Annotated in this window: 10 protein-coding genes; 4 read left to right on the forward strand and 6 right to left on the reverse strand. The window is 54.7% G+C overall.

The window, feature by feature from the left end; genetic code table 11:
* Positions 1-62: 62 nt before the first annotated feature.
* The 4 genes from CA264_RS18035 to CA264_RS18050 form a co-directional block, all read right to left on the reverse strand.
* Complete coding sequence (locus CA264_RS18035) at positions 63-536, reverse strand: Rrf2 family transcriptional regulator (protein ID WP_025608794.1); 474 nt, start codon at positions 534-536, stop codon at positions 63-65.
* A 19-nt stretch (positions 537-555) separates the two neighbouring features.
* Positions 556-1770 carry an NO-inducible flavohemoprotein gene (gene hmpA, locus CA264_RS18040; RefSeq protein ID WP_237151139.1) on the reverse strand — a complete coding sequence of 405 codons (1215 nt, stop codon included), beginning with the start codon at positions 1768-1770 and terminating at the stop codon, positions 556-558.
* A gap of 132 nt (positions 1771-1902) precedes the next feature.
* A complete protein-coding gene (locus CA264_RS18045; RefSeq protein WP_025608796.1) occupies positions 1903-3348 on the reverse strand; it encodes an aldehyde dehydrogenase in 1446 nt (481 codons plus the stop codon).
* 299 nt (positions 3349-3647) lie between these two features.
* Positions 3648-4436: an SDR family oxidoreductase gene (locus tag CA264_RS18050; RefSeq protein ID WP_025608797.1), complete on the reverse strand. Its 789-nt coding sequence runs from the start codon at positions 4434-4436 to the stop codon at positions 3648-3650.
* A gap of 114 nt (positions 4437-4550) precedes the next feature.
* Between CA264_RS18050 and CA264_RS18055 the strand changes: the two genes are divergently transcribed.
* The 3 genes from CA264_RS18055 (at position 4551) to kynU (ending at position 8535) form a co-directional block, all read left to right on the forward strand.
* On the forward strand, positions 4551-5075 hold the full coding sequence (locus CA264_RS18055; protein ID WP_025608798.1) for a 3-hydroxyanthranilate 3,4-dioxygenase: 525 nt from the start codon (positions 4551-4553) through the stop codon (positions 5073-5075).
* Positions 5076-5385: 310 nt separating this feature from the next.
* Positions 5386-6462: an amidohydrolase family protein gene (locus tag CA264_RS18060; protein WP_211233412.1), complete on the forward strand. Its 1077-nt coding sequence runs from the start codon at positions 5386-5388 to the stop codon at positions 6460-6462.
* Between the two features lie 792 nt (positions 6463-7254).
* Complete coding sequence (gene kynU, locus CA264_RS18065) at positions 7255-8535, forward strand: kynureninase (RefSeq protein WP_025608800.1); 1281 nt, start codon at positions 7255-7257, stop codon at positions 8533-8535.
* Between the two features lie 155 nt (positions 8536-8690).
* Here the strand turns inward: kynU and CA264_RS18070 are convergent, their stop codons facing one another.
* The gene (locus tag CA264_RS18070) at positions 8691-9185 is read right to left on the reverse strand and encodes an ABC transporter permease (RefSeq protein WP_025608801.1); all 495 of its coding nucleotides are present in this window, start codon (positions 9183-9185) and stop codon (positions 8691-8693) included.
* Between the two features lie 43 nt (positions 9186-9228).
* On the reverse strand, positions 9229-10623 hold the full coding sequence (locus CA264_RS18075; RefSeq protein ID WP_025608802.1) for an alanine/glycine:cation symporter family protein: 1395 nt from the start codon (positions 10621-10623) through the stop codon (positions 9229-9231).
* A 155-nt stretch (positions 10624-10778) separates the two neighbouring features.
* On the opposite strand from CA264_RS18075, the gene CA264_RS18080 reads away from it, so the two are divergent.
* The gene (locus CA264_RS18080) at positions 10779-12050 is read left to right on the forward strand and encodes a cation:proton antiporter (protein WP_025608803.1); all 1272 of its coding nucleotides are present in this window, start codon (positions 10779-10781) and stop codon (positions 12048-12050) included.
* Positions 12051-12139 lie beyond the last annotated feature (89 nt).

Consider the following 12139-nt stretch of genomic DNA (forward strand, 5'->3'; position numbering starts at 1 on the left):
GGAGAAGGTGAAAGTATAGTCAGGATTTTGTACCCTTTGAAAGAAGGTACAGGCAAGGAAATCTACGCCTGTATATCCACGGGATCAACAGAAATGGCGATGCTTGGTTGGATGAGCTGCTGAAGCAGTACACCTGCTTTGCCTGCCGTTACATCTTGCAGTGAGAAGTGGTCCAGGTGCTCAATAAATGCTTGGTAAGCACTATCCAAGGCGAGTTTCAGGAGGCAGCTGCCATCCAGTACACAGCTTATACTTTGGCAGTTGATGAGGTTGCTACTTTGCTCCAGGAGCTGCACCAGCTGTCCTATTCTGATGCTGCCTGCTTTGTCGCCCAGGCGCAGCCCGCCGCCTCTGCCGCGCGTGGCAGCCAGAATTTTATTATTGGAAAGAAATTGAACCACTTTCACCAGGTGATTACGGGAAATGCAAAGCCGCTCTGAGAGTTCAGAAATGGTTGTGGCAGCGTTATGTTGTTGCTTTTGTGCCATATACATGCATATCCGCAGGCCAATATCAGTGAAGTGGTTCAATTTCATACTTCCAAAAATAAATGCGCTAGGACAGAACCAGGTTAGCCGGGCCAAACTCCTCGTAATGTATCGCCTCCGGGCTAACTCCCATCGCTGCCAAATCTGTAAACTGCTTCTGTATGAAAGGGGCAGGCCCGCAGATGTAGTAATCCGCATTCTGTAGAAGCGCTTGCTCCTTCAGCTTATCCAACTCTACCACCCCCTCATAGTAGCCGCTTACCTGCATTTCCTCATCCAGGGTATCGTAGAAGATGTGCTTGTTTAGCTTCCCGATCTTTGCCTCGAGCATGGTCAACGGCTCACGGAAAGCATGTACTTTTCTGTTTCGGCTGCCGTGTACCCACACAATGTCGCGGCTGCTTTGCGTGCTGGCCAGGTACTCGAGCATGCTCATCAGGGGCGTTTGCCCCACGCCACCGCTGACGAATACCACCGGTGTCTGTTTGGTCGTGTCAAGTACAAAGTCTCCGGCTGGTGGCGCCACTTCTACGACATCGCCTTCCTGTACTGCATTATGCAGCCTGTTGCTGATCATGCCATTGGGGTGCTCGGCCTTTCCAGCCTCTTTTTTTACAGAGATGCGGTAATAGTCGCCGTTTGGGGCGTTAGAAAGGCTGTACTGGCGTGGCTGGAGCAGGTTTAGCTCCGGCAGAAACAGCCTGAGGCTTATGTACTGGCCCGGCGTAAAGTCAGCCACTTTCCCGCCATCGGCAGGGTAAAGGTAAAATGAAGTAATCTCCTCCGACTCCTGTACTTTTTGCTTTACCAGGAAAGGTCGCCATCCGGTCCAGCCGCCTTCTTTGGCTACTGCATCGCTGTACAGGTTCTGCTCCAGGCCAATCATCAAATCAGCTAACTGCTGGTAAGCCACTGCCCATGCCTCTATCAGTGTAGGAGTAGCGCCCTCGCCCAGTACCTCGCCAATGGAAGCCAGCAAGTGTTTGCCTACAATAGCATAATGCTCTGGTCTGATATCCAGGCTCATGTGCTTATGCCCGATCTTGGTAACAGCAGACACCAGCACTGATGGGTCCTCTATATTCTCGGCATAGGCAAGCACAGCCATCGCCAGCGACAACTGTTGCTTTCCGTTCCCCTGGTTGCCCATGTTAAACAGGTTCTTCAGCTCAGGGTTATGCGTAAACATGCGGCTGTAAAAATGAGTAGTTAAGGCAACCCCATGCTCTCGCAGGATTGGTACTGTTGCTTTAATTAATTCTTTTTGCTCCGTTGTAATCATAGTAGGATATTTTAAAGTTGCATCAAAGTTACAACTTTAAAAAAGCGCCAAAAATGACATATGTCACCTTAGAAGAAGGGTGGGGAGGAGGGGCAAATATGGAAAGCGAATAAAAGAGAAGAAGGCGCAGGCTTACAGCTTCACACAAACATTTTGCGGCTCAGTAAAGAAGTTCAGCGCCTCAAAGCCTCCTTCGCGGCCTACGCCGGAGTTTTTCATGCCGCCGAAAGGTGTGCGGAGGTCGCGGAGGAGCCAAGTGTTGACCCAGATGATGCCGCTGTGTACCTGGTGTGCCACACGATGGGCGCGTTGTAGGTTCTGCGTCCAGATAGTGGCGGAGAGGCCGTAGTCGGTGCAGTTGGCGTACTGAATTACTTCTTCTTCGGTGTCAAAAGGCGTAAGCGTCACGACAGGGCCAAAGATCTCCTCGGTGTTGGTGCGGCAGTTGTAAGGAAGACCTTCGATAACGGTAGGAGAAATAAACCAACCCTTGGCGCAGCGACCTTCTACCTGCACCTGGTGTCCGCCTGTCAGGATGGTGCCACCTTCCTGCTTTGCCAGCTCAATGTAAGAAAGCACCTTCTGCATGTGCTGCTCCGAAACCACGGCACCTTGCTTGCTGCCATCCTCCAGCGGATCGCCTACGGTCAGGGTTTTTACTTTCTCCACAAATGCATCCCGGAATTTCTCATACAGCGGGCGCTCTATAAAGATGCGGGAGCCGCAGAGGCAGATTTGCCCTTGATTAGCAAAGGAGGAGTGAATGGAAGTATGGAGTGCTTTGTTAAAATCGCAGTCTGCAAAAATGATGTTCGGGTTTTTGCCGCCCAACTCCAGCGATAGCTTTTTGAACATAGGCGCAGCTGTCGCGGCAATGCTTCTCCCGGTAGCGGTGCCGCCGGTAAAGGAGATAACAGGTACTTTAGGATGCGCTACCATGGCCGCTCCTACTTTGTGGCCATAGCCGTGCACAATGTTCAGTACACCGGCAGGTAAGCCTGCTTCCATGCAAATCTCTGACAGCAGGTAAGCTGTCATGGGCGTTACTTCGGATGGTTTGGCTACCACACAGTTGCCAGCAGCCAGGGCAGGCGCAATTTTCCAGGTAAACAAGTATAGCGGCAGGTTCCAAGGCGAGATACAGCCTGCCACACCATGTGGGTGGCGCACTGTATAGTTGATGGCCTCTGTCCCGTCCATGTAATGTGCCTCCGATGCAAAATGTTGTATGGCCGTTCCGTAGAAACGCATGTTACTGCTAGCCCGCGGAATGTCTACTGTCCTTGCAAGCTTTAGCGGTTTACCGTTGTCTACTGATTCTGCTTCTGCCAGCCGCTCCAGGTTCTCATCAATCAGATCAGCTATCTTCATCAAAATGCGGCCACGCTTTTCGGCAGACGTCTTCGCCCACGCCGGAAAAGCCGCTTGGGCAGCCTGCACCGCCTGCTCCACATCCTGCTCATCAGAATCAGGAATAAGGGAGTATACTTCTCCGGTTGCAGGGTTATAGTTGTCGATGTACTGCCCTGCTGCGGGAGCAACTAGCTGACCGTTGATGTAGTTCTGAAGCTGGTTCACTGCGTTCGCAATTATGAATGATGAATTAGGAATTATGAATGGGTGGTACTTATACTTGCCTTACCGTGTCCAAGGAGGGGAGTTTTCCGTAGCCGCTGTTCGTCAAGTATAAATTCCATAGCCGGAGGTACAGCGCGGACAGGTCACGACCTGTCCCTACAGAAGAACCCACCCCTGCCCCTCTAGGGAGGGGAATTTCAGCACGAGTATAAATGCTTGTACCTTGGCTCTGACTAATAGCCACTATTCACCCCCTTCAACCCAAAAAGTCTAGCGTCTAAAATCTAGCGTCTAAAATCTTACAAGCAGCCCGTTCTTCCACCATCTACCGGCACGTTGATGCCGTTGATGTAGGCTGCGGCAGGAGAGGCTAAGAAGGCAGCTGCGGCAGCTACTTCTGCTGGCTCTGCAAATCGCCTGGCCGGAATTTCTGCTTCCATTTCCTGCTTTACTTCCTCCTGGCTACGGCCTGATTTCTGGGCTCTGCTTTCGATGATAGAGGTAATGCGACCTGTGTTGGTAGAGCCAGGCAGCACGTTGTTTACGGTTATACCAAACTGCCCCAGCTCGTTCGCCATCGTCTTAGCCCAACTAGCCACAGCCCCACGAATGGTGTTCGATACGCCTAAACCGTTAAGTGGCTGCTTTACTGAGGTGCTGATGATGTTGATGATGCGGCCGTACTTTGCTTCCTTCATATATGGCACCACCGCCTGCGTGAGCTGATGGTTGTTTACCAGGTGCATGTTAAAAGCCGTCAGGAATTCGTCTGTATCGGCGTCTATGATCGGGCCACCGGGAGGGCCTCCGGTATTGTTCACCAGAATATGCATGTGCTGTAGCTCCTGCAGGCGTGCGCGCACACTCAGGTCCACCTCGTAGGGGTTGTTGAAGTCCGCCACAATGTAATCGTGGAGTTGCCCCTGTGCGCTGTCCAGCTCCTGAAGCACGTGCTGCAGCTTTTCTTCGTCGCGGGCGAGCAGCGTAACACTGGCCCCTAGCTGTGCCAGTTCCTGCGCCACTGCCCTGCCTATGCCCTGCGTGCTGCCACACACGAGGGCGCGTTTGTTCTTGAGGTTTAAGTCCATAGGCTAAATGTACGGAAAACAGCGGAAAGATGTGCGGGGCATCGTGCATTGCCGATTACCATATTTGCTGGCTTTTTCGTACTTTCAGTCTATAAAACATGTAACAGAAGAAGTATGGCTATACAGAGACCTTTCAACTTTAAGCAGTGGATAGAGGAGCACCGCCACCTGCTGAAGCCGCCGGTAGGCAACCAGCAGGTGTTTAAGGGCAACGACGACTTTATCGTAATGGTAGTGGGCGGACCTAATGCGCGCAAAGATTACCACTACGACGAAGGAGAGGAGTTTTTCTATCAACTGGAAGGGAATATCGTGCTGAAGATAATCGAGGACGGGAAGCCGGTGGATATTCCGATCAAGGAAGGAGAGATTTTCCTGCTGCCACCACGCGTGCCGCACTCACCGCAGCGCCCTGCCGGCTCAGTAGGCCTGGTGATGGAGCGCTACCGCAAAGCCGGCGAGAAGGATGGCTTCCTGTGGTTCTGCGAGAACTGCGGCAACAAGCTATATGAGGAGTACGCCGATGTAACAGACATTGTAGGCCAGCTGCCGGTTATCATGAGCCACTTCTGGGACAGCATGGAGCACCGCACCTGCAACAACTGCGGCACTGTAATGGACCCTCCGGCAAAACTTTAAGTTGGACACAAGACGCGAGTATCAAGACACAAGACTTTTGTGGTTGAATAAAGTAAGAAGCCGCTTCTGCTGCCTTGGTAGCCGGAGCGGCTTGTTTTTTTAAAGGTGAAGTGTAAATCAGCCCAAAGCAGTTTATACTTCATCAGCCTTTGTCACACCCCTGTAAAAAGTCTTGTGTCGTGATACTTGATACTTGTGTCCCCAAAGTCTTGTGTCTTACGTCTTGATACTTGTGTCCAAAAAAGCGTATATTGTTGGATTGCCCTATACAGCCCATGTGCGTATAGACGTATAATTCGCCCCTTAAGCCATGCAAGAGAAGAAGCCTATACTTACTGCCGACGACCTGCTGAAGATAGACATACACACGCACATCCTGCCTGCTAACTGGCCCAACCTGCGCGACCGTTACGGCTATGGCGGCTTTATCCGGCTGGAGCACCACAAGCCCTGCTGCGCCCGCATGATGATGGACGATAAGTTCTTCCGCGAAATTCAGGATAACTGCTGGGACCCAAGGGTGCGCATGCACGAGTGCAGCCAGCACAAGGTAGGGGTACAGGTGCTGAGCACCGTGCCGGTGATGTTTAACTATTGGGCAAAGCCGGAGCACACGTATGACCTGTCGCGGATGCTGAATGACCACATTGCCGGCATCGTAGCCGATTACCCGGATCGCTTCGTGGGACTGGGCACCTTGCCCATGCAAGAGCCTGAGCTGGCGGTGAAAGAGCTGGAGCGCTGCATGAAAGAGCTGGGAATGGCAGGCATACAGATCGGCACCCACATTAACGACTGGAACCTGGAGGAGCCGGAGCTGTTCCCTGTTTTTGAAGCGGCGGAGGCACTGGGCGCAGCCATTTTCGTGCATCCCTGGGATATGTTCGGCAAAGAGAAGATGAGCAAGTACTGGTTGCCCTGGCTGGTGGGCATGCCTGCCGAAACAAGTATGGCCATCTGCTCGATGATCTTTGGAGGAGTGTTGGAGCGCCTGCCAAAGCTGCGGGTGGCCTTTGCACACGGCGGCGGTTCCTTCCCGGCGACCATTGGCCGTATTGCACACGGCTTTGAGGTGCGCCCGGACCTGTGCGCAGTGGATAACAACGTAAACCCGCGCAACTACCTCGGCAAGTTCTACCTCGACTCCCTGGTGCATGACCCTGCTGCCCTCGACTACCTGGTAAACCTGGTGGGGGCCAACAGCATCGCGCTCGGCACTGATTACCCTTTCCCGCTCGGTGAGCTGGAACCGGGCAAAATCATCGAGTCCATGCCTTACGACCTGGCTACCAAAGAGCGCATGCTCAGCGGTACGGCCCTGGAGTGGCTCAACTTAAAAAAGGAGCAGTTTGTGAAAGGGCAGGGGCGGGTAAAGGAAAAGGCTTAGCAGTAACAAAATATACTAGCTGCCTCTCTGACCCCCTCTGGCGCAAGTCTTCAGACTTGTGACTTACTATGATGTTGAGTCTGTGACTCAACTGGCTTGCAAAGCCACACTTTCCGTTATTGCCTTCTACAACTTTCCTGGCGCAAGCGTCCGCTTGTGCCTTAGGCTACTCCTGCTGGCGCAAGTTTGTAACTCGTGTCTTACTATGATGTTGAGTTTGCAACTCAACTGGCTCACAGAGCCAAAGCTGTACAGCTTTGACCGTACTTCCATAGCTACTGCTTTTGCATCTTCAAACAAGCTGTCCTTTCTAGCCTCCGTTCATCCTCCAGCTCCCACTCGCCTATCGTTTCACCTCTGGCTTTGGAGCGCTCATGCCCGCGAGGCCCCGTCTTCCCGCATCGCGCTGGGAGCTTTTCCTGCCGGGGGTAGGGGCCCTCTTACTCGTGCCTCGGGCTGCCTCGCTCCCGCTCGTCACCGGAAAAACTCGCATATGCGCTCAACGGAAAGACTGGGATAAGTTTTTAATAGCCAAAGCTGAGGCGGTTCCTGAAACTGCTTTGTAGGGACAGGTCGCGGCCTGTCCGTGCGATACCGCTCGCTATGGAACTTATACTTTGGCAATAGCTACTACAGTCTCCCCTCCCAAAACAAGTGAAGGCGTGAGTTCAAAGCTTGCGGGCGTAGTTCTGAGGGGCAGGGGTGGTTGGACCACTGCAAATTCTTATCTTAGCAGGATAATGAAAACAATAACGGCCACGGCTGTTCAAGTATAAACACATTCCGCACAACATGAACTACCAGAACACACTTGCCTTTGCGCAGGAGCAAGACAAACAAGACCCGCTACACCACTTCAAAAATCAGTTTTACTTCCCGCAGGTAAACGGCCAGGATGCCATTTATTTCTGTGGCAACTCGTTGGGCCTGCAGCCGAAGTCGGCGCAGCGGTTCATCGACCATGAGATGTATAAGTGGGCGAACCTTGCCGTGGAGGGCCATTTTAAAGGAGAGGAGCCGTGGTTTAACTACCATGAGCTATTGGCTGGCGGTGCCGCCCGTGTGGTAGGCGCCAAAGAGAGCGAGGTCGTGATTATGAACCAGCTGACGGTGAACCTGCACCTGATGCTGGTGTCGTTCTACAGGCCGGAAGGCAAACGGTTCAAGATCATCACCGAGGGCGGCGCTTTTCCATCCGACCAGTATGCGCTGGAGACGCAGGCGAAGTTCCACGGCTACAACCCGGATGAGGCCATTATCGAGCTGTTCCCTCGCGAGGGGGAGCGCACGCTGCGCATCGAAGACATCCTGCAAAGTATAAAAGAGCACGGCGAGGAGCTGTCCCTGATTATGATGGGCGGCATAAACTACTATACCGGGCAGGTGTTCGACATGGAAGCCATCACCAAGGCAGGGCACGAGGTGGGAGCTTTGGTCGGCTTTGACCTGGCGCACGCCGCAGGCAACATCCCGCTGCAGCTACACGCCTGGGACGTAGATTTCGCCGTGTGGTGCACGTACAAATACCTTAACTCCGGACCGGGAGGCACGTCGGGGGTATATGTGCATGAGCGTTTCGGAAACGACCCGGGCCTCCCGCGCTTTGCCGGCTGGTGGGGCCATGATGCCCAGGAGCGCTTTAAAATGCAGAAAGGCTTTAAGCCCATGGCAGGAGCGGCCGGGTGGCAGCTGAGTAACGGGCAAATCCTGACGATGTCGGTGCACCGTGCCGCCCTGGAGCTGGTAGAGGAAGCCGGTGGCATGGAAGCCCTGCGTGCCAAGAGCGAAAAGCTGACGGGTTACCTGGAGTACCTGATAAACGATGTGCATGTGGGCGAAGATGTGCTGGAGATGATCACGCCGCGCAACCCGCAGGCGCGTGGCTGTCAAATCTCGCTGCTCGTGAAGCAGAACTCGCGCGTGCTGTTTGATAAGCTGATGGAGGCAGGCATTATTGTGGATTACCGTGAGCCAAACGTGATCCGCGTGGCTCCTACGCCGCTCTACAACAGCTTTGAGGAAGTATACCGCTTCTCCGAAATCCTGCACGAGTGCCTGGAGGGCGTAAAGTAGCATTGGCAAAAGAAAGAAAGCTTTCGCTTTCCGATGATACAGCAGCAGCGGCTGGCACCCTTTTAGTGCCAGCCGCTGTTTTCGTTTGGGGGCAATGGTTTGTAGATAGGGGCTGCCTTTTCTAGCCAATCAAATCGTCACAAGTATACTTCGTGCTACTCCTCTTTCAGGCATTGGGTAGGGCTTACGCTGGCCGCTTTTACGGCTTGCATGCCCACGGTGCCCCAGGCGATCACCAGTGCCAGGAGCCCGGCTCCGGGAAAGTACCACAGCTTCAGCTCAATCCTGTAGGCAAGGTTATCCAGCCAGTGCGTGATGACCAGGTAACTGACAGGCAGCGCGATCAGGATGACAACCACGACCAGCTTTGAAAAATCGGCCGACAGCAGGTATGCGATACTAAATTCGCTGGCGCCCAGCATCTTCCGGATGCCGATCTCTTTCATCCTTCTTTCGGCGGTAAAGGTGGCAAGCCCGAGCAAGCCGAGGCAGGAGATCAGCATGGCTAACCCAGCGAAGTACTTAGACAGCACCGCCACACGCTGCTCGGCGGCATGCAGCTGCTCATAGTCTTCGTTTAGGAACCTGTTGTCGAGCACGAAGCCGGCGTTATAGCGCTGGCTAAGCTCCCGAAGCAGCGCGATCACCACAGTTTGCTTTCCGGCGCAGGCCGCAGCACAAGGCCTGTACAGCCTATACGTTTAGCTCCTCCCGCTCTTCCCGGAACTCCCGCATCCGCTTAAAGTAGTCCCTGGCGGCACGCATGACCTTGGGCGAAAGTATAAGCGCCGACACCATGGTCGGGATGGCCATCATGGCGTACATGCCATCAATAAGAGCAAGTACGGCTGTGATAGAGGCCACGGCGCCGAAGACGATGGTGAACACGTAGAAGTAGTTGTAGTAGTGCTTGTACCTGGCCCCAAACAGGAAGCCGAAGCACTTGGTACCGTAATAAGAATAGGAGAAGAGCGAGGTGAAAGCGAAGATCAGCACACAAAGCACGAGTACATAGCTGCCAATGCCGCCCGGCAGGGCAGAGCCAAAGGCAGTGGCCGTCATGGTTACGCCATTGTCGTCGGAGGTGTGCCAGGTGCCGGTTACGATAATCGCCAACCCGGTAAGTGTGCAGACCACGAGGGTATCAATAAAAGGGCCGAGCATGGCTACCAGTCCCTCCCGAATAGGCTCGTCGGTTTTGGCGGCACCGTGCATCATGGCGGCCGTGCCGATGCCCGCCTCGTTTGAGAACGCTGCCCTGCGCGCGCCGGCGATGATAATGGCCCCTACCGCGCCGCCTAGCACGGCCCTTGCCGAGAAGGCATCCTCAAAGATCAGGGCAAAGGCGCCAGGTATGCTTTCGCGGTTGACAAACATGATGTAAAGCACGGCCACCATGTAGAGGAGCACCATGCTGGGCACCATTTTGCCTGCCACATGGCCAATGCGTTTAATGCCACCGAAAATTACCAGCGAGGTAATCGCGACGAGCGTCAGGCCGATGCCCAGGTTCCAGTAAAACGGGTTTTCGGTGGCAACGCCGTTGGGCACAAGCACCACCTCGCGCAGCACCTGCGTCAGCTGGTTGGCCTGGAAGATGGGCAGTGTCCCGAACAGGCCAGCCACGGCAAAGAACGCAGCCAGCGGTTTCCACTTACTGCCCAGGCCTTCGGTGATCACGTACATGGGGCCGCCTTCTACGTGCCCGTTGGTATCGCGGCCACGGTACATAATGGCCAGTGAGCAGGTAAAGAACTTCGTGGCCATCCCTACAAAGGCACTCACCCACATCCAGAACAGCACGCCGGGGCCCCCGGTGGCAATAGCCACAGCCACACCGCTAATGTTGCCCATGCCTACTGTTGCCGCCAGGGCACTGGAGAGCGCTTCGAAGTGGTTTATATCGCCCGGGTCGTCGGGGTCGTCGTACTTGCCGCGGAGCACGTTAATGGCGTGGCCCAGGTAGCGGAAGGGAAGGAAGCCGGAATAGACCATAAAAAAGAAGCCCCCACCCATGAGCAGGAGCAGCAGCGGCATGCCCCAGGCGGCGTTGCTGAAATCGACCAAGAAGCGTTCTAATTCTTTCAAAATCTATACGTTAATGTTTAGCAATGTATAAATATAGGCACAAAACCTGAAATATCGTATGTAACCACACGGTGTACGGATACAGTAAGTATAGCTTGTGTTCTGGCTGGTTTGCCGTAAAGCCAGTGGGGCCGTACCGGTGCTAAAAGAAGCCTATGTCTACCTATATACTCGTGATAACGCTTGTGGGGCTGGCCGCCCTCTCCATGGCCTGGGTGCCCGCTCTGCTTAAGCGTACTTTTATTTCCTACCCGATCATATTTCTGCTGCTAGGCATCGGCATCTACATGCTGCCAGTAGAGTTGCCCATCCCGGACCCCATCTGGCAGGAGAACTATGTGGTGCACATTACGGAGCTGAGCGTGATTATCTCGCTGATGGGCACCGGCCTGAAGATCAGGCGCAAGGTAAGCTGGCGCAGGTGGCGGGTGCCGCTTCGGCTGGTGAGCATTACCATGCTGCTGTGCATTGGGGGGCTGGCGCTACTGGGGTGGAGCGTGCTGGGCATGGCTGTTTCCGCGGCAATCTTACTGGGGGCCGTGCTAGCCCCCACAGACCCAGTGCTGGCGGAGCAGGTGCAGGTGGGGCCTCCCAACGAGAAGGAGGAGGACGAGGTGCGCTTCTCCCTGACTGCCGAGGCCGGGCTGAACGACGGAATGGCCTTCCCGTTTACCTGGCTGGCCGTAGTTATCGCCATTGCTGCTGAGGCCACCGACGGCGAGTGGCTGAGTGGCTGGCTGCTGCGCGACCTGCTCTACCGCATTGTATCAGGCGTGGTCATCGGGTTCCTGATCGGGCGCGGCCTGGCTTACCTGATCTTCCAGCTCCCGCGCACCTCCGGCTTCCCGAAGGCGCAGGAGGGTTTTCTGGCGCTGTCGGCCACGCTGGTGGTGTACGGCGTGACGGAGATGGCGCACGGCTATGGCTTTATTGCCGTGTTTGTGGCGGCTATTACCCTGAGCAGTTGTGAGCCCGAGCACGATTACCACACGGAAATGCACGACTTTGTGAACCAGATAGAGCACATTCTGATGGTGGTGCTGCTGATGCTGTTCGGCGGTAGCCTGGTGTTTGGCCTGCTGGACTACCTGACCTGGCAGGGCATTGTGGTAGGCCTGGTGTTTCTGTTTGTGATCCGGCCGCTGGCGGGGCTGCTGGGGATGTGGGGGATAAAGATGCCGATGCGTGAGAAACTCGCCATCAGCTTCTTCGGCATCCGGGGCATCGGCTCTTTCTTCTACCTCTCTTTTGCGCTGGATAAAGTTACCTTTGTGGATGCAGACCAGCTGTGGGCGGTTGTAGGCTTTATCGTGCTGGTGTCTGTTGTGCTACACGGGGTAACAGCCACCAAATCCATGAGCTACCTGGACTATCGCCGGAGCCGTAGCGGCAAGGTGCGGGTGCCGGGGGTGGTGAAGAAGGAGTAACAGGTGCCGCCTCCCCCATAACCAAGCCGCCGCCTCCGGAGAAGCTGAAAGCAACCGGGCTCTGCGCGAGCCCGGGCAGAATTCAAAAA

The organism is Pontibacter actiniarum (assembly GCF_003585765.1).
GTDB lineage: Bacteria > Bacteroidota > Bacteroidia > Cytophagales > Hymenobacteraceae > Pontibacter > Pontibacter actiniarum.

Coding starts and splice junctions, on each gene's coding strand:
- CA264_RS18035 (WP_025608794.1), bottom strand. CDS start 536: ATGAAATTGAACCACTTCACTGATATTGGCCTGCGGATATGCATGTAT.
- hmpA (WP_237151139.1), bottom strand. CDS start 1,770: ATGATTACAACGGAGCAAAAAGAATTAATTAAAGCAACAGTACCAATC.
- CA264_RS18050 (WP_025608797.1), bottom strand. CDS start 4,436: ATGGACTTAAACCTCAAGAACAAACGCGCCCTCGTGTGTGGCAGCACG.
- CA264_RS18055 (WP_025608798.1), top strand. CDS start 4,551: ATGGCTATACAGAGACCTTTCAACTTTAAGCAGTGGATAGAGGAGCAC.
- CA264_RS18060 (WP_211233412.1), top strand. CDS start 5,386: ATGCAAGAGAAGAAGCCTATACTTACTGCCGACGACCTGCTGAAGATA.
- kynU (WP_025608800.1), top strand. CDS start 7,255: ATGAACTACCAGAACACACTTGCCTTTGCGCAGGAGCAAGACAAACAA.
- CA264_RS18080 (WP_025608803.1), top strand. CDS start 10,779: ATGTCTACCTATATACTCGTGATAACGCTTGTGGGGCTGGCCGCCCTC.